This window comes from Leisingera sp. G5_S3_59_S7 (assembly GCF_054968485.1).
Window position 1 is genome coordinate 39,972 of record NZ_JBQKUH010000028.1, and the last position, 16,817, is coordinate 56,788.

Here is a 16,817-nt window from a genome sequence, read left to right on the forward strand (position 1 = left end):
CGGCCACTGTGCCGCGTTTTTTGTTGCGGAGAGTATTTTTCCACGATGAGGGCAGTGCCCGTCCGCGGGTGGAAGCGAAGCGCCCGCCCATGGGGGCGGACGGGCGCTGCCCGGCCTATCGGCCAGGCGGAAGAGTTATTGGTCCGACGGATGGTTCACCCCGTCGTTCCAGGGGATCTCGCCATAGGTCTCCGGATGCGTGCGCGGATTGGCGCCTTCGATACAGCCCAGGTTGACGCCGCATTCCTTGGGATCGGAGCGGCGCTGGTGGTGAGTGTAGATACCGCAGGTCCTGCAGAAATAGTGCTTCGCGGTATGGCTGCCCCAGGTGTAGAGGCTGAGGTTTCCGGCGCCTTTCAGCACCTTCAGGCTGGCGGTCAGGGCGGTGACGGCAGCCGCCCCGCGGCGGCGGCAGAAGGAACAGTCGCAGCGCGCGGCCGATGCGAGGCCCTCGGGAAACTCCGCCTCGATCTCAACGGCGCCGCAGTGGCAGGTGGCTTTCAGATGGGCCATTCAAAGTTCCTTTCTGGTTCATATGCGGCGCAAGGTTGAGTTATCCCGCAAATAATTCCCCGCAAAATCCATAGGGGCAGCTCTACCATTTACTTGCCCCGATGCCCGTCGGGGCGGCGGCCTGCGTGTTTACCAGTAGCTTGTTCCGACAGTGGCGCAGGCCGCCTCTTTCAAACCTCGTGGCATCAAGCCAGGCGCTGTTTCACTTCCCCCAAGGGCCCGGATTGCGCTTCTTGCGCGGCAGCTTGGGGATGCGGCTGGCAGAATATTCGTACGCGCTCTCCGGATGCGGCGGGGTGCCATGGGTGCGGTTCCAGAACGCCGGGCCGCCGCGGCGCAGCCATAGGGGCAGGCACAGGATCAGACCCACCGCAAAGCCGCCGGCATGGGCCCAATAGGCGACGCCGCCCTGGTTGGGATCAGAGCCGAGGCCCCCGAAAAACTGCATCGCCAGCCACACGCCCAGCATGACAAAGGCGGGGATGGTGAAGATGCGGAAGTAGACGATCAGGATCAGCAGGATATCGACGCGCGCCCTTGGGAACATCAGCAGGTAGCCGCCCATGACGCCGGCAATGGCTCCGGAGGCGCCAACCGTGGGCACCATGGACCCGGGCGCGGACATCACATGGATCAGCCCGGCGCCAAAGCCGCTGAGAAGGTAGAACAGCAGGAAGGGGAGGTGGCCCATCTCCTCCTCCAGGTTGTCGCCGAAGATCCACAGGAACAGCATGTTGCCGCCCAGATGCATCAGACCGCCATGGATGAACAGGGAGGTGAAGAGCGTTTCGAACCCGTAGCCATGGATAATCTCGGCCGGAACGATTGCATAGGCGTCATAGAAATAGGCCAGCGCACGCGGCGAGGCATAGCTGGCGGTGTAGTAGATATAGGCCAGGACGTTTGCGGCAATCAGCGCATAGACGACAAAGGGCCTGCGGCCGGACGGGTTGTGATCGCGGATCGGAAACATGGGGGAACGCTGGGCCGGAAATGGCCCAGCGTCAAGTGCTTAGCGCCGATAGCTCAGGCGTTGCCGCCCAGCAGCTGCGCGTTGCCGCCAGAGGCGGTGGTGTCGACGCAGACGTGGCGCTCAGCCAGGACGCGGGCGAGGTCGGGCTTGCCGGGGATCAGCGGGATGATCGGGCCATCGCGCTTGGCAAGGCATTGCTCGATGTCGCGGCCCGCCGCTTCATCGCCCCACCACAGCACGCCGGAGATACCGTCAATTGTTTCCAACTGGTTCAGCCCCAGAAGGCCATGCGCCTCAATCGCGGTGCCGCCGAGGCTGATCACCTGCTTGGCCTGTTCGGCGGCGGCCTCCGGCCCCGGGCCCATGCACAGGAGCGGCGGCCGGGCGGAGACCGTCAGGCGGTTTGATTCACCGGTCGGGCCGGGCAGGGTGGTGGTCACAGGCTGCGCCGGGACGCCACTTGCGCCTGGCAGCGCGGCGGTCTCAGTGTCCCATTCGGCGCTGACCTGCTGCCGGTCGGGCGCGCAGAAGCGGTTGAGGTAGAAGGGGCCGCCGGCCTTGGGGCCGGTGCCGGACAGGCCCTCGCCGCCGAACGGCTGGCTGCCGACAATGGCGCCGATCTGGTTGCGGTTCACATAGATGTTGCCCGCATGGACCCGGTCGCAGACATGCTGCACCCGGTCGTCAATGCGGGTGTGCAGCCCGAAGGTGAGCCCGTAACCGGTTGCATTGATGTCGGAAATCACCTGGTCCAGCTGGTGCGATTTGAACCGTGCCACATGCAGGACGGGGCCAAAGATCTCGTCCTCCAGCGCGCTGATGCCGGGCACTTCGATCATCGTGGGCGCCACAAAAGTGCCGCCCTGCGGCGCCATCAGCTCCTTCATCACCCGGCCCTCGGTGCGGGCCTGGTCGATGTGGGCCAGGATGCCTGCGCGGGCGCCTTCGTCGATCACCGGGCCGCTGTCGGTGGACAGGTGCCACGGATCGTCCAGGCGCAGGCAGTCCATTGCACCCTTCAGCATCTTCAGAACGGTGTCGGCGATGTCGTCCTGCAGGTAGAGGCAGCGCAAAGCTGAGCAGCGCTGGCCCGCCGACTGGAACGCGCTTTCGATCACCGATTGCACGGTCTGTTCCGGCAGCGCGGTGGAGTCGACGATCATGGCGTTCAGGCCGCCGGTCTCCGCAATCAGCGGGGAACCCGGCTGCAGGTTGTCGGCCATCGCCTTGCGGATGCGCAGGGCAGTGGCGGTGGAGCCGGTGAAGGCGACGCCGTTCACCCGCGGGTCAGAGGTGATAGCCGCCCCGACCACGCTGCCGCGGCCCGGCACCAGCTGAAGGGCGCTGCGCGGCACCCCGGCCTCATGCATCAGCTGCACGGCGCGGTGAGCGATCAGCGGCGTCTGGTCGGCGGGCTTGGCCAGCACGGCGTTGCCCGCGGCCAGTGCGGCAGACACCTGGCCGGTGAAGATTGCCAGCGGGAAGTTCCAGGGCGAGATGCAGGAGAAGATGCCCGCAGACGGCGCATCGGGAATGCGCGCCGCGTAGTAGCGCAGGAAATCCACCGCCTCGCGCAGTTCGGCCACCGCGTCGGGAATTGTCTTGCCGGCCTCGCGGGCGAGGATGGCGAACAGCTCGCCATAGTTTTCCTCATAGAGATCCGCAGCCTTGTTCAGGATCGCCGCGCGTTCCGCCGCCGGGGCCTCCCAGGGCTCGGCCAGCGCCAGAGCCAATTCGATATCCTCGGGGCTGCACTGGCTGACGGTGCCGACGGCACTCAGGTCGGTGGGGCTGGTCACATCCTTGGCGGCCTCCGGCTGGGCGTCGCCCGCCAGCAGCGGTCCGGCCTGCCACTGGCGGCTGCGCCAGGGCGCGCGGGCCTCCTCGATCTTTGCCAGCGTCGGCGCGTGGCCCAGATCAAAGCCCTTGGAGTTGATCCGTTCAGGCAGGAAGAGTTCCGGCCCGGTCGGGATTTTGCGGGTGATATCGGCCACCGCGTCGAAGGGGTCGGCGGCGACAACCTCCGGCGGGACATTTTCGTCCACGATCTGGTTCACAAAAGAACTGTTGGCGCCGTTTTCCAGCAGGCGCCGCACCAGATAGGCCAGCAGGTCGCGGTGCGCACCGACGGGTGCGTAGATTCTGCAGTTGGTCTTGTTCTGCTCCAGCACCATCTGGTGCAGCGTCTCGCCCATGCCGTGCAGGCGCTGGAATTCAAAAAGCCCCTTATCCATGCCTTCTGCCATGTGCAGGATGGCGGCAACGGTATGGGCGTTGTGGGTCGCGAACTGCGGATAGATCCGGTCCGTCAGCCCCAGCAGCTTGCGGGCGTTGGAGATATAGGAGACGTCGGTCAGCGGCTTGGAGGTGAAGACCGGGAAGCCATCGACGCCCTCGACCTGCGCCTGCTTGATTTCGGTATCCCAATAGGCGCCTTTCACCAGCCGTACCATGAAGCGGCGGTTGTATTTCTCTGCCATTTCATGCAGCGCGTCGATCGCCAGCCCGGTCCGGGGCCCGTAGGCTTGCACCACGACGCCAAAGCCGTCCCAGCCCGCCAGCGCCGGATCGGAGACCACGGCGTCGATCACCTCCAGCGACAGCGACAGGCGGTCGGCTTCCTCGGCGTCGACATTCAGACCCATCTTGGCCGCCTTGGCCAGCAGCGCCAGCGCCTTCAGGCGGGGCACCAGCGCTTCCATCACGCTGTCTTCATGCGCCAGCTCATAGCGCGGGTGCAGCGCCGACAGTTTCACCGAGATGCCGGGGTTCTTGCGGATGTCATCGCTGTTGCAGGCCGCGGCAATGGCCGAGATCGCCCTGGAGTAGGACAGGTGGTAGCGGGAGGCATCGGCCTCGGTCCGGGCGGCCTCGCCCAGCATATCATAGGAATAGGTGTAGCCCTTGGCCTCCATCCCCGCGGCGCGGTTCATCGCGCTTTCGATGGTTTCGCCCAGCACGAACTGGCGGCCCATTTCCTTCATCGCGCGGCTGACGGCGGTGCGGATCACCGGCTCGCCCAGGCGCTTGATGGCGCCGCGCAGGGCGCCGATGGGGCTGCGGTCCTCGTCCAGCACCTTGCCGGTCAGCATCAAGGCCCAAGTGGAGGCATTGACCAGCGAGGAAGTGGATTTGCCCAGGTGCTTGCCCCAGTCGGACGGTGCGATCTTGTCTTCGATCAGCGCGTCGATGGTGTCGGCATCCGGCACCCGCAGCAGCGCTTCGGCCAGGCACATCAGGGCGATGCCTTCCTCGGTCGACAGGCCGTATTCGGCCAAAAAGACCTCCATCAGCCCGGGCGCCGAATGGCCGCGGATATCGCGCACCAGGGCGGCGGCGCTGGAACAGATCCTGGCCCGGTCGGCCTCGGACAGGGCGGCTTGGGCAACCAGCTGGTCGCGCATGGCGGTCTGATCGGCGTAGGTGCCGGAATCAATCCGGTAACGCAGCTTGGATTGGGTGGTCATGCAGGGAACTCCACAGAAAACATGCAGGGCTTTTGCAAAGAATACACGCTTTCTGGCGGGACAATCGCCTGAATATGTGCAACATGCAGGTCAAGTGTCAGAAAGGTGGGCGGGAGGACAGTTCAAATGACCTTTCCTGATATCGACAGGTTCGACCGGGCGATTCTGAACGTGCTGGCGGAGGACGGGCGGATCTCCGTCGCCGATCTGGCCCGTCGGATCGGGCTGTCGAAAACCCCGACCCAAACCCGGCTCAAGCGGCTGGAGGCGGAAGGTATCATCACCGGCTACCGCGCCCTGGTCGATCCGATCCGGCTGGGGCTGGACCACGTGGCCTTTGTCGAGGTGAAGCTGGACGATACCCGGCAGGCGGCACTGGCCAAGTTCAATGCCGCGGTGTCCAAGCTGCCGGAGATTGAACAGGCCTATATGATGGCCTCGCATTTCGACTACCTGCTGAAGGTGCGCACCCGTTCGATGACCGATTACCGGGCGGTGCTGGGAGAGAAGATCTCCTCGTTGCCGCATGTCTCCTCGACCTCCACCTATGTGGCGATGGAAGCGGTCAAGGAAGACGGCGCGCTGGGGCCGCTCTAGGGTGTTGCGGATGCAGCGCGCGCACAGGTGACTTGATCGAAACCGCAAATGTGCCAGCATTGGGGGCATGTTTTGCTTTGTGTTCCGCCCCCCGCGACGTCCGGCCATATGTGTTGCGGCGACTGCTGCCGCACTGCTGGCGGTGCAAGCCGCCGCCGCCGGCTGCCCTTCCGCACCTGACCACAGCACGCCGCTCGAAGGGCTGCTGAGCGAGGTCCAGCAGGCTGACAGCGAGGCGCAGGCGCGCGAGATCGCCAACCGGATGTGGGAATTCTGGGCCGATGCCCCGGATGAGCGCGCGCAGGAGATCCTGAACCGAGGCATGACCCGTCGCTCGTCATTCGATTTCCTCGGCGCGCTGGAGGATTTCGATCAGCTCATCGCCTATTGCCCCGACTACGCCGAGGGTTACAACCAGCGCGCCTTCGTGCATTACCTGCGCCGCGATTTTGCCGCCGCGCTGCGGGATCTGGATCGGGTGCTGGAGCTGTCGCCGCGCCATGTCGCGGCGATGAGCGGGCGGGCGCTGTCGCTCTATGGCCTGTCCCGGCTGGAGGAAGCACGGGAGGCACTGGCAGAGGCGCTGGCGCTGAACCCCTGGCTGCCGGAGCGCTACCTGGCCGATCCCGGCGGTCCGCTGGCGCCGCCGGGAGCCGGGGATGTGGAGCTGTAGCAGCACGCCGGCACGTTACAGAAAATCCCGGCAAATGCCGAAAACAGATTGTCTGTCTGAAATCAGAAGGCTAGATCTGCAGCTGTGGCGCCGTCCGGCGGCGCCGCTGGCGGACGTGGTGGAATGGTAGACACCGGAGACTTAAAATCTCCTGGCCTTATGGCCGTGCGGGTTCGAGTCCCGCCGTCCGCACCACTGTTATCGTCGCAGTATCAGCCCTCCCGAAAGAACCACCTGCGGCTAAGCATTGCCTGCGGCTTCAGCGCAGATGACTCCCCGCGCGATCACGTAAAGATTGCATTGCTGTAACGTTAATATTATGCAAGATGTCGCACAAAATGTGAAAGATCTTTGGCATATGGCGCTGATCCACCAGAAAATCTCCGCTTTGCTTGCGGATATGAATCTGTCCAACCGGCAGGCCGCGCTGAAATGCGGCATTCCCTACGGCACATTTAACAGCGCGCTTAAGAATGAGCGCGAGATTGGCTGGAGCACGCTGGACGCATTGTCGCGCGGGCTCGGGGTGTCGTTCCGCTACTTTTCGTCCGATACCGCCGGGCTGGAGCTGCTGCCGGACCGGCAGCCAGGCGGGCCCGGCAGCAAGGCGTTTGAGATTCTCAATGCCCAGATGCAGGCGGCCACCCGCACCCGCCAGTACAGCGGCTGCGATGTCTCGCTGCAGGACTTCCTGGACTGGTGGTTTTCCAACAGCGGCCGCCTGGAAGGGTTTGACCAGCTGCAGCACACGGTGGACATGTTCGATCCGCCGGATCCGGAAAAGAACCGCATCCAGCCGATCCAGTCCGGGCCGCACAGCCTGGCGTCCGTCTGCTTTGAGGTGTCCAGCAGCGGCCAGCTGCGCGATACGCTGAACGGGTTCAGCGACAAGGTGAATGCCGATCTGGTGATGGCCCACAGCGAGGCGATCAACCGGGGCGAACCGGTGATCACCCACCCCTCGCTTGACGTGAAGCTGCTGAACGGCCGCCGCTTTACCCGGCAGTACCGGCGGGTCCTGGCGCCGGTTTACCTGCCGGATGGCAAGCTGCTGGTGGCCAATTTTTCACAGGATATCAAATTCGGCTAGGTCGCTTTGCAGCATGTGCTCCATCTCCAGCCGGGAAGAGCCGACAAACCATTCAGTGCTGCTGCGCACCTCCGGCTCCGGATCGCGCCATTTCTGCGCGCGGGGGATGGCCCGGGTGAAGCCATAGACCAGATCCAGCCGCGCCTGCATGTGGCGGTCGGGAATGAAGGCATAGATCCAATCCACATCCCATTTCTGGATCGCTAGAATCTGGAATATCCGCATGAATGGCGCCAGCCGCTCCGCCCGTTTGCCGCGGCGGCCGGGCAGGAAATTCAATTCTCCGATATAGGCCAGCCGCCCGCTCACTTCGCGCGCCAGCGGCTCCGCCACGCTTTCGACGCCGCCGCCGGCTGCGTTGGGGAATTGATGGCGTGAAGTGCGCAGCAGGAAATCGGCGAGGGTTTCCCGGCCCAGGTCCTGCAGCATTGCCGCCGCGCCGCCGATATAGGTGCCGTTCTCTTTCAGGAACAGCCAGAAAGCCGAATTCTCGGTGTGGTCGGCGCGCTCAATCGCGAAACCCGGCATCTGGAACTGCCGGCCTGACAGGGCGGCGGTTTCGGGCACTTTCTCGAAATCGGTGAACATTTCGACCTGAAGGCCGGCCTGCGACAGCGTATGCAAGTATCCCGAAAGCGCTTTTCCCATATCGAGTGAATTCATTAAGGTCCCCTGTCGTAAAGTCTCCTATTCGAATAGCCCGAAAAACGCCCCTGCGCCGCCAAAGAGTGCAAGTTGCATAAAATCTTAAATAAAATTTCGGAAAATCATCTGCTTTACCGGAGGGAAGGTAATGCAGCTATGAGCTGCAAGAGTATTGGCGGCAGAAAGGATCAAAATAACGGCTGGCCACGGCATTCGATTTGATCGCAGAATTCCGGCTGCGGGGCGGCTGTTGCAGGGCAGGGCGGCCGCCCCTGGTGTCAAGCGCCGAGATTACTTGGCCAGCACGGCTGCGGCACCGTGCCAGTCTGTCATGTGCTGTTAGATGCGCGCCGGGTCTAGGCGTCTTCAACAGGAAGGCTGGCGTCTTTCCACGCCTGCAGGCCGCCCTCGATGATGGCGGCGTCGTACCCCATTTGGCAAAGGGTGTGCGCGGCCAGCGCGGCCCGGGCGCCGGAGGCGCACAGCACATAGATTTTCGCGCCGTCCCGCCGGCTGGTCAGGGCGTCCTCGGCGGCGGCGCTGTCCGGATCGGCCTTTGATTCAAGCACGCCGCGGGGGATATGCAAACTGCCGGCGACGGTGCCCTCCTGCTGCAGTTCGCCGGGTTCGCGCACATCAAGGATCACGCGGTCCGCTGCGGCCGCCTCATGGGCCTCGCGGGGGCTGGCCGTACCGGTCTGCGCCTTGGCGTCTTCGACCATCTCTTTCATGCTTCGTGCCATCCGTTTCACCTCAGAACTTGTTGACAGGGATTTTCAGGTAGTGATTGCCGTCGCTTTCCGCCGCGCCCAGGCGGCCGCCGCGCAGGTTCACCTGCAGGGCTGCCAGCATCCGGTCCGGCAGGGAAAGGGTTTCGTCGCGCTCAGTGCGCTGCTTGATCCAGTCTTCCTTGCGGGTCCCGGCCTTCACGTGCGGGTTGCGCGCCAGATGCTCTGCCACCGTGGCCTCCCAGGCGGGGGTGTCACGCTCATCAGTGCCGTAGTCATGGCCGATAAACAGGCGGGTGTTGTCCGGCAGGGACAGGATCTCCTGGATGGACTGCCACAGCTCCTCAGCGGAGCCGCCGGGGAAGTCGGCGCGCGCGGTGCCGGTGTCGGCGTGCATCAGCGTGTCATGGACAAAGGCCGCATCACCGCAGATATAACTGACCGAGCCCAGCGTGTGACCGGGCGACAGCATCACCCGGATCTGAAGGTCGCCCAGCTTAATGGTGTCGCCATCCGCCAGCAGCCGGTCAAAGTCGCGGCTGGGATCAAACGCTTCGGGCATGTGGTAGTAGCCGCGCCAAAGTTCCGCAATCTCGCGGGTCTTCTCGCCGATTGCCGTGGGCGCGCCCGTGCGCTCCTTCAGCCGGGCGGAGGCCATGAAGTGATCGGCGTGCGGGTGAGTGTCCAATATCCAGGCGGGCTCTAGCCCTTCGCTCTCGACCACCCGCAACACGTGGTCGATACTGTCCTGGGCAGTGCGGGCGCTTTGCGGGTCGAAATCCCACACCACGTCGATCAGCGCCGCCTTGCGTGTGGACGGATCGGCGCAGATGTACTGGACCGATCCGCTTTCCGGTTCATAGAGGCCCCAAACATCGGGGCTGTTGCTGCCGCCCGCTGGTGAATGCCGGACAATCCGGTCGTCTTGCGTGTAATCCGTTGCCATCGCTTCCCCTCTTTCGCGCAATTGCTGTGCTGATGGCCGCAGGGGCCGGGGCGCCTGCGGCATTGGAAGCATAACGTTTGACGGAAAGACCGGTTCCCGCGCGAACCAGCCCCGCGGCGGCTATGGCGCGCAAGCTGCGCCGGCAGCCAGAAAAAAACGGCCCGGAAACCATCAGGTCCCGGGCCGTTCTCATCTCTGCTGCAATACCGGTTCAGCCGCGGCCTCGGTAGGGGGGCACGCCCTGGTCCGGAATCCAGACGCCTTCGGGCATCGGCCCGGTTTGCCAGAACACGTCGATCGGAATGCCTCCGCGCGGGTACCAATAGCCGCCGATGCGCAGCCACTGCGGCTCCAAAAACTCCGCCAGGCGGCGGGCGATGGAAACGGTGCAATCCTCGTGGAAAGCGCCGTGGTTGCGGAAGGCGGTGAGGAACAGCTTCAGCGATTTGCTTTCCACCAGCCATTCGCCCGGCACATAGTCGATCACCAGATGCGCAAAGTCCGGCTGCCCGGTCATCGGGCAAAGCGAGGTGAACTCCGGTGCGGTGAAGCGCACGTTATACGCCACGTCACCTTGCGGGTTCTGGACGCGCTCCAGTTCCGCCTCTTCCGGGTTGGTGGGCACGATGGTGTCGCCGCCCAGCTGTTTCAGGTTGCTGTAGATGCTGTCGGACATATCAGGGTTCCTATGTTCAGACGCCGCGCTTGTTGCCCCAGACCAGCACATGCAGCTGCGGCAGGACGCGGGGGGTGAACCAGCCGTCGCCGGTCACTTTTTCGATGAGCCACAGCAGACGGTCAGTGGCCTGCTGCAAGTCGACCGGCTGGGCGGGGTCGACCTCCGGGTTGCCGGGCTGCAGGTACAGTGGCAGCTCCGGGTGGCGCTCCGCGGCGGCCTTGGCCCAAGCGTAATCCTTGTCGTCAAAGATCACGATCTTCATCACCGCCTGACCGCAGCCCTGTGCCGCCTCAAGGCATTGATCAAAGGCCTTCCAATCCACGGTTTCGCCGCTGGAGGGCGGTTTGGGGCTCAGCACCAGCGTATCCAGATCCGCAAACCAGGGTTTGCTGACCGATCCTTGGGTCTCGCAGGCAAAGCGGTAGCCTTCGGCCTTGCCATAAGCGATCACCGGGGCAAAGTCCTGGATCGCCGGGTTGCCGCCGGAGATGGAGACGGTCAGCGGCTTGCCGCCCGACAGGCGGCGCACCTCGGCCATGACCTCCTCGGGCGCCATCACCGCCCAGTCATGCCGGTAGCCGCTGTCGACCGCGTGCATGCTATCGCACCACGAGCAGCGGTAATCGCAGCCGCCTGCGCGCACAAACACCGTGGGCTCCCCGATCAGGGCGCCTTCGCCCTGGATCGTCGGGCCGAAGATTTCAGCGATGCGCAGGGTCACGGCCCAACCTCCGGCCTGTACTCCGCCCAGGTCTTAGGCGTCTCCGAGACCTTCACCGCGGCCACTTCGGGCCAGCGCGCATGGCACCAGTCATAGAAATGCTTCGCCATGTTTTCCGCTGTTGAATGCCCGTCCAGAACGTCATTCAGATGCCGGTGGTCGAAGGTTTCGTCGATATACTCCTTCAGCGGCTTCAGCTCGTGATAGTCGCGCACGAAGCCGTCACTGTTCAGCTCCTTCGCCGCCAGCTCCACCACCACGACATAGTTGTGCCCGTGCAGCCGGGCGCATTGGTGGTCCGGCGGCAGATGGGTCAGCTGGTGAGAGGCGGAGAAGTGGAACTCCTTGGTGATCCGGAACATCAGGCGCCGTCCTTGGCGGCTATTGCCGCCTTCCAGAACTCCGGGTCGGCGTAGTCCGTCGGATCCTCGACCCCAGCCAAGTGGAACGCCTCGCGCCGCTCCACGCAGGTGCCGCAGCGCCCGCAGTGCCTCTCGCCGCCCTTGTAGCAGGACCAGGTCTCGGCAAAGGGGGTGTTGTGCTTGGCACCGGCGGTGACGATGTCGCCCTTGGTGCGTTGCACAAACGGGGTATACAGCCGCACGTCGGCATAACCGTCCAGCGCGGCCCGCTGCATGGCATCAAAGGCCTCAGTAAAGGCCGGGCGGCAGTCCGGATAGATGAAGTGATCACCGCCATGCACTGCGGTTGCCACCGCGTCGTCTCCGTTTGCGGCAGCAATGCCATAGGCGATGGTCAGCATGATCGCGTTCCGGTTCGGCACCACGGTGACCTTCATGGTCTCTTCCTCGTAGTGGCCGTCCGGCACGTCGATGTCATCGGTGAGGGCCGAGCCCGAAAGCGCGGCGCCTATGCCTCTCATGTCGATGATGTCATGCGGCACGCCCAGCCGTTTGGCTGCGGCGGCGGCATAGTCGAGTTCCTTCCTGTGGCGCTGGCCGTAATCGAAGGAGACAAGACGGGTCAGCTGATGTTCCTCAGCGACCATATGGGCAAGCGAAACGGAATCCAGCCCGCCCGAGCAGATAACGATAGTTTTCATTTTTGAACCCTTGTTTTGGTGACCGGGTAGGCTGCGACCGGTGCCGCGCGTTTAGCAGCAAGGCGGGAATGGCGCAAGGTGCGGGCGCATTGCGAACATTCGGCAGGACTTGTTAGGGAAATTTGAAAGTTTGGCGTTGGCGGCACATTGTGAGGGCAGTGCTCGTCCGCGGGCGGAAGCGTAGCGCCCGCCCGTGGGGGCGGACGGGCGCTGCCCGGGGTGCCGCCGGGCGGGGCAGTCTAAACCGGCGGCAGTTCCCCCTCCAGCCACTCCAGAAACGCGCGCGAGGCCGGGGTGCTGGCATGGCTGGGCGGCGGCATCAGAAAGTAATTCTCCAGCAGCTCTGCCGAGTGATCGCTGGCCCGGACCAGCTGGCCGCTCTCCAGCAGCCCGCCCGCCAGCGTGTCATGCGACATTGCCATGCCCGCACCATTCAGCGCCGCGGTCATGGCGATCACGTAAGTGGAGGCCAGGTTGATCTCGTGATTGCGTTCAAACGGCAGGTCCTGCGACTTGAACCACGCGCCCCAGGAGCCTGTCACGCCTGCACAATCCAGCAGCGTTGCGCTGCCGAAATCAAACGCGCCATCCTGATAATCAGGAGCGCAGACCGGATAGAACCGGTCGTAGGTCAGCCGCACCGCTGCCGCTGACATGTCATTCGGGCGGCCGAAACGGATTTCCGTCCCGGCAGAGCTGGCATGGCGTTCCGGATCCCAGATCGGCGTCACGATATTCAGCACCAGCCAAGGAAAGCGCTCATAAAGCCGGGGCAGGCGCGGCGACAGCCAGAACACCGAGAATGCCATATTGCACTGCAAGACCAGATGCCGCCCCTGGTCGCCGCCGGTAAAGGCCTGGGTGCCGGCGGCAATCAGGTCGAACGCCTCGCGCACGATCGGCATGTAATTCGCCCCGGCCTCCGACAACTCCAGCGCGCGGGTTTTGCGGATGAACAGCTCCCTCCCCAGAAAGTTCTCCAGGCTGCGCACATGCTGGCTGATTGCCGATTGCGTCAGGTTCAGCTCTGCCGCGGCGCGGGTGAACGACAGGTGCCGGGCGCTGGCCTCAAAGGCGCGCAGCCAGGTGAGCGGGGGCAGGGAGGATGACGGCGGTCCGGGGGGCTGCATGAATGTATCACCTATGCATTAGCTCACTTAATGCATAGCGGCTGAATCCATCGTTTGTCAGCAGGCAAAGCGGCTGGCACCACTAGGAAAAGCAAACTCGGAGGCGCCAGAATGAACAAGCAAGCGGACCTGAGCCCGAACCTCACCCATTGGCAGGAGCGTGTCGACATGGCCGCGGCCTTCCGCTGGACCGCGCGGCTGAACATGCACGAGGCTGTGGCGAACCATTTCAGCCTTGCGGTGAATGAGGACGGCACCCGGTTCCTGATGAACCCCAACCAGGTTCATTTCGCCCGCGTAAAGGCGTCTGGCCTGTTGCTGCTGGATGCAAACGATCCCAAAACGATGCAGCGCCCCGACGCGCCGGATCCAACCGCCTGGGGGCTGCACGGCTCCATCCACCGCCTCTGTCCGCACGCGCGCTGCGTGATGCATGTGCATTCGATCCACGCCACGGTGCTGGCCTGCCTCGCCGACAGCACCGTGCCGCCGATCGACCAGAACACTGCGACCTTCTACAACCGCCATGTGGTCGACAGCGATTTCGGCGGGCTGGCATTTGAAGACGAGGGCGCCCGCTGTGCCTTGATGCTGACCGACCCCAAGGTCAAGACCATGATCATGGGCAACCACGGGGTGCTGGTGATCGGCGACAGCGTCGCGGACACATTCAACCGGCTCTATTACTTCGAGCGCGCCGCGGAGACCTATATCCGTGCCTTGCAAACCGGCCAGAAGCTGCGGGTGCTGAGCGACGAGATCGCCGAGAAGACTGCGCAGGAGCTGGAGGAGTATCCGGACCAGGCCGACCGGCACCTGGCGGAGCTGAAGGCGATCCTCGACGACGAGGGCTCGAACTACGCAACCTGAGGCCATAAGCAGGAGGCAGCCCGATGCACGGCACACTCCCTGACCGCGAGGCAGAACGCTGGCACTACCGCCCCAACGGACCTGTGCCGCTCAACCCGCTGTTCAGCTGGCCGCCGCGCCCGGCAGCGGTTCTCGCCTGGTACCGCGGCGCCTGGATGGAAATCACATCGCTGACGGTCTGCTTCCTGCTGGCGCTGGCGATCTATGCGTGGCTGCTGCCGCCGCTGGCGGAAATGGCGGCGTTCCGCCCAGGCTGGATGCTGCAGGTCTGGCTTGCCAACCTGTTGCCGCAGGCGGCTGTTGCCGGCGGGCTGCACTGGTGGCTGTACATGCGCAAGGGCCAGGGGATGCGGAAGAAGTTCGACAAGCGCGACTTGTCCCGCGGCAACGGTACCTTCACCTTCAAGAACCAGGTTCTGGACAATATCTGGTGGACCCTCGGCAGCGCTATTACCGTGGCGACGGTCTATCAGTGGGGCATCTACTGGCTGATGGCTAATGGCTGGGTGCCGGTTGTGACTTTGCCGAAGCCCCGGTCTGGTGCGTGGTCTGGTTGCTGTTCATCCCGATGTGGTCCGGCCTGCATTTCTATTGGGTGCACCGGCTGGAACATCACCCGCGGCTCTATAAACACGTCCACGCGGTGCATCACCGCAACGTCAATACAGGCCCGTGGTCAGGGATCTCCAACCACTGGTATGAAAACCTGCTCTATTTCACCACCTATTTCATCCACCTGATCGTGCCGTCGCACCCGCTGCATCTGGCGTTTCACGCGATGTTCCAGCAGATCAGCCCGGTGCTGTCGCATTCCGGGTTTGAGCGGGTGATTGCCGGGGAAACCGAGGCCGCCAAGGCCGGGGATTTCTTCCACCAGTTGCATCACCGCTATTTCGAGTGCAACTACGGCACCTCTGAAATTCCGTTCGACAAATGGTTCGGCACCTATCACGACGGCTCTGCGGCGGCGACGGACCGGACCCGGGCCTTCAAGAAACAAATGTATACCCGCTAGGATTGCTTCAGGCGCAAACTGATCAGGATCAAGGCGTACATATTCGCGAATCCCTATGCCTGTGCGCAAGACAGTCAAAGGCATAGGAGAAAGCCCATGTTGCGCCTTGCATCCATCCTCTATTCGCTGATCGGCAGCAGCCTGGCAGGCGTTGGCGTGATCGCGGTTCTGGTGGCAGGAATGGTTTCGGTTCAGGCGATTCTCGCTTCGGCGGCGGCAGGTGCGGTTGCGGGGTTGCCGGTCGCCTGGCTGGTTGCCAAGCAGCTTTATGCCCGCGGCGCCTAGGCGTTGAGGAACACCCGCGCGGCAGCTTCGAACTCCCGCGGCTTCTCGGCGTGCAGCCAATGGCCCGCGCCGGGAAGCTTGGCAAAGCGGGCGGCGGGAAAGCGCGTGCGGATCTCGTCCCGGTGTTCGGGCAGCACATAATCCGACTCGGAGCCTGACAGGAACAGGGCAGGGCCGTCCCAGGATGCCTCGGTCTGCGGGAAAGACATGATGTTCGGCATCTGATCCGCCAGCGTGTCCAGGTTCAGCTTCCAGCGCTTGTTCGGCAGGTCCAGCGACTGGGTGAAGAAGCTCTGCAGCGCCGGATCCACCCCGGCCTCGGCCAGTTGGGCTGCGGCCTCGGGGCGGCGCTCAATGGCCTCCAGATCCAGCGACTTCATCGCATGGATGTACTGGATCTGGCTATGGCCGTAAGCCACCGGCGCGATGTCGGCAACCACCAGCCGCCGCACCGCCTCCGGGTGGTTCAGCGCCAGCATCATCGCGGCCTTGCCGCCCATCGAATGGCCGATCACATCCATTTGCCCGCCATGGGCCGCGATCACCCCGGCCAGGTCCTCTGCCAGCTCCGGATAGGTGTGGCTGTCCGTGCGCGGGCTGTCGCCGTGGTTACGCATGTCCACCGCAATCACCTCCCGCTCATCCGACAGGCGTTTGGCGATGACGCCCCAGTTGCGGGCGGACCCATAAAGCCCATGGGCAATCAGAAGCGGCGGTTTTCCGGTGGCAGAGCCATGAGTGATCGAGTTCAGCATGCCGCCTTGATAGCGGGGCAGGCAAAGGCTTGCCAGCCCCATTGAGGCGGGCGCGGCCGCAGGCTAGGGTGCCGGAACGAGGCAGCTGAGGGAGAGTGCCGGAATGGCCGCCAGCCTGGACCAGGATATCGAAGAGATCCGCACGTTGCTGAAGGAGCGCGAGCACGCCTCCGGCGACTTTGCCGCCGCGCTGAAACGTGTCCGCCGCCGGCTGCCGCGCCGGATCTACAAACAGGGCATGAAACTGGCCGGTGCGCTGCCGCTGCTGGAACACCCCAAGCTGCGGCAGACAGTGGACGAAAAACCGCTGCGCGGCGCCGCCCGGGAGGTTAAGGCGCATCTGAAGGAAGTCGACATTGCCGACCGGCGCAAGGGCTTCTGGCTGGGCGTGCTGGGCAGCATCGCGTTTTCCATTCTGATGGTGCTGATCCTGCTGATCGTGGTCCTGCGCTGGCGCGGGCTGATCTGATTTCCCGGTTCACGCTGCCTGCAGTGTGAAAGCCTCCCTCAGCCGCAAGTCCTAGACCTTGCGGCTGCCGGCCTTTGAACAGTTGCTGGTGTTTTACGCCTGCAGGCCGGTCTGCTGACGCTAATTGCATTGAGGTCCCTCCCGCCCAGCCGCCAAGCGCTCCCGCCCCTTTCAGGCCCGCCTGCGGCTGTCCCGAAA

Annotated in this window: 18 protein-coding genes, 1 tRNA gene and 1 pseudogene; 8 read left to right on the forward strand and 12 right to left on the reverse strand. The window is 64.0% G+C overall.

Features of this window, described 5'->3' with window-relative positions; all coding sequences use genetic code 11:
- Window positions 1-135 precede the first annotated feature (135 nt).
- The 3 genes from ACTRWG_RS13535 to putA form a co-directional block, all read right to left on the reverse strand.
- On the reverse strand, window positions 136-513 hold the full coding sequence (locus tag ACTRWG_RS13535) for a GFA family protein (RefSeq protein WP_027238055.1): 378 nt from the start codon (window positions 511-513) through the stop codon (window positions 136-138).
- Window positions 514-715: 202 nt separating this feature from the next.
- Window positions 716-1,486: a rhomboid family intramembrane serine protease gene (locus ACTRWG_RS13540; protein ID WP_027238054.1), complete on the reverse strand. Its 771-nt coding sequence runs from the start codon at window positions 1,484-1,486 to the stop codon at window positions 716-718.
- Between the two features lie 53 nt (window positions 1,487-1,539).
- The gene (gene putA / locus ACTRWG_RS13545) at window positions 1,540-4,953 is read right to left on the reverse strand and encodes a bifunctional proline dehydrogenase/L-glutamate gamma-semialdehyde dehydrogenase PutA (RefSeq protein WP_462829442.1); all 3,414 of its coding nucleotides are present in this window, start codon (window positions 4,951-4,953) and stop codon (window positions 1,540-1,542) included.
- A 126-nt stretch (window positions 4,954-5,079) separates the two neighbouring features.
- On the opposite strand from putA, the gene ACTRWG_RS13550 reads away from it, so the two are divergent.
- The 4 genes from ACTRWG_RS13550 to ACTRWG_RS13565 all read left to right on the forward strand — a co-directional run bounded on the left by ACTRWG_RS13550 (window position 5,080) and on the right by ACTRWG_RS13565 (window position 7,313).
- Window positions 5,080-5,550 carry an Lrp/AsnC family transcriptional regulator gene (locus ACTRWG_RS13550; protein ID WP_027238052.1) on the forward strand — a complete coding sequence of 157 codons (471 nt, stop codon included), beginning with the start codon at window positions 5,080-5,082 and terminating at the stop codon, window positions 5,548-5,550.
- A gap of 142 nt (window positions 5,551-5,692) precedes the next feature.
- The gene (locus ACTRWG_RS13555; protein ID WP_462829443.1) at window positions 5,693-6,223 is read left to right on the forward strand and encodes a tetratricopeptide repeat protein; all 531 of its coding nucleotides are present in this window, start codon (window positions 5,693-5,695) and stop codon (window positions 6,221-6,223) included.
- A 109-nt stretch (window positions 6,224-6,332) separates the two neighbouring features.
- Window positions 6,333-6,418 (forward strand) — tRNA-Leu (locus ACTRWG_RS13560).
- Between the two features lie 145 nt (window positions 6,419-6,563).
- Window positions 6,564-7,313: a helix-turn-helix domain-containing protein gene (locus ACTRWG_RS13565; RefSeq protein WP_245597428.1), complete on the forward strand. Its 750-nt coding sequence runs from the start codon at window positions 6,564-6,566 to the stop codon at window positions 7,311-7,313.
- On the opposite strand, the gene ACTRWG_RS13570 is transcribed toward ACTRWG_RS13565, so the two are convergent.
- The 8 genes from ACTRWG_RS13570 to ACTRWG_RS13605 form a co-directional block, all read right to left on the reverse strand.
- Window positions 7,290-7,976 carry a hypothetical protein gene (locus tag ACTRWG_RS13570; RefSeq protein WP_259958967.1) on the reverse strand — a complete coding sequence of 229 codons (687 nt, stop codon included), beginning with the start codon at window positions 7,974-7,976 and terminating at the stop codon, window positions 7,290-7,292. The genes ACTRWG_RS13565 and ACTRWG_RS13570 overlap by 24 nt on opposite strands.
- A gap of 338 nt (window positions 7,977-8,314) precedes the next feature.
- Entirely contained in the window at window positions 8,315-8,701 is a 387-nt protein-coding gene (locus ACTRWG_RS13575) for a rhodanese-like domain-containing protein (RefSeq protein WP_462829444.1), read from the reverse strand.
- 10 nt (window positions 8,702-8,711) lie between these two features.
- Window positions 8,712-9,632: an MBL fold metallo-hydrolase gene (locus tag ACTRWG_RS13580; protein WP_462829445.1), complete on the reverse strand. Its 921-nt coding sequence runs from the start codon at window positions 9,630-9,632 to the stop codon at window positions 8,712-8,714.
- Between the two features lie 211 nt (window positions 9,633-9,843).
- Entirely contained in the window at window positions 9,844-10,308 is a 465-nt protein-coding gene (gene queF, locus ACTRWG_RS13585; protein WP_462829446.1) for a preQ(1) synthase, read from the reverse strand.
- Between the two features lie 16 nt (window positions 10,309-10,324).
- On the reverse strand, window positions 10,325-11,032 hold the full coding sequence (queE, locus tag ACTRWG_RS13590; protein WP_462829447.1) for a 7-carboxy-7-deazaguanine synthase QueE: 708 nt from the start codon (window positions 11,030-11,032) through the stop codon (window positions 10,325-10,327).
- Window positions 11,029-11,394 (reverse strand): 6-carboxytetrahydropterin synthase QueD, encoded by a 366-nt coding sequence (queD, locus tag ACTRWG_RS13595; protein ID WP_027238044.1) that lies wholly within the window; start codon window positions 11,392-11,394, stop codon window positions 11,029-11,031. Before queD ends, queE begins: the two co-directional genes overlap by 4 nt.
- Window positions 11,394-12,095, reverse strand: a complete 702-nt coding sequence (queC, locus tag ACTRWG_RS13600; protein ID WP_027238043.1) for a 7-cyano-7-deazaguanine synthase QueC — start codon at window positions 12,093-12,095, stop codon at window positions 11,394-11,396. Before queC ends, queD begins: the two co-directional genes overlap by 1 nt.
- A gap of 239 nt (window positions 12,096-12,334) precedes the next feature.
- On the reverse strand, window positions 12,335-13,225 hold the full coding sequence (locus ACTRWG_RS13605; protein WP_027238042.1) for a LysR family transcriptional regulator: 891 nt from the start codon (window positions 13,223-13,225) through the stop codon (window positions 12,335-12,337).
- Between the two features lie 111 nt (window positions 13,226-13,336).
- On the opposite strand from ACTRWG_RS13605, the gene ACTRWG_RS13610 reads away from it, so the two are divergent.
- The 3 genes and pseudogenes from ACTRWG_RS13610 to ACTRWG_RS13620 all read left to right on the forward strand — a co-directional run bounded on the left by ACTRWG_RS13610 (window position 13,337) and on the right by ACTRWG_RS13620 (window position 15,395).
- Window positions 13,337-14,095 (forward strand): class II aldolase and adducin N-terminal domain-containing protein, encoded by a 759-nt coding sequence (locus ACTRWG_RS13610; protein WP_462829449.1) that lies wholly within the window; start codon window positions 13,337-13,339, stop codon window positions 14,093-14,095.
- Window positions 14,096-14,118: 23 nt separating this feature from the next.
- Window positions 14,119-15,110: pseudogene (locus ACTRWG_RS13615) on the forward strand (sterol desaturase family protein).
- A gap of 96 nt (window positions 15,111-15,206) precedes the next feature.
- Window positions 15,207-15,395, forward strand: coding sequence for a hypothetical protein (locus ACTRWG_RS13620; protein ID WP_259969179.1), 189 nt, complete (start codon window positions 15,207-15,209; stop codon window positions 15,393-15,395).
- On the opposite strand, the gene ACTRWG_RS13625 is transcribed toward ACTRWG_RS13620, so the two are convergent.
- The gene (locus ACTRWG_RS13625; RefSeq protein WP_259958976.1) at window positions 15,392-16,150 is read right to left on the reverse strand and encodes an alpha/beta fold hydrolase; all 759 of its coding nucleotides are present in this window, start codon (window positions 16,148-16,150) and stop codon (window positions 15,392-15,394) included. The genes ACTRWG_RS13620 and ACTRWG_RS13625 overlap by 4 nt on opposite strands.
- 103 nt (window positions 16,151-16,253) lie before the next feature.
- Here ACTRWG_RS13625 and ACTRWG_RS13630 point away from each other — a divergent pair, with 103 nt between their 5' ends.
- Window positions 16,254-16,619, forward strand: a complete 366-nt coding sequence (locus tag ACTRWG_RS13630) for a hypothetical protein (protein WP_027238037.1) — start codon at window positions 16,254-16,256, stop codon at window positions 16,617-16,619.
- The last annotated feature ends 198 nt before the right edge of the window (window positions 16,620-16,817 follow it).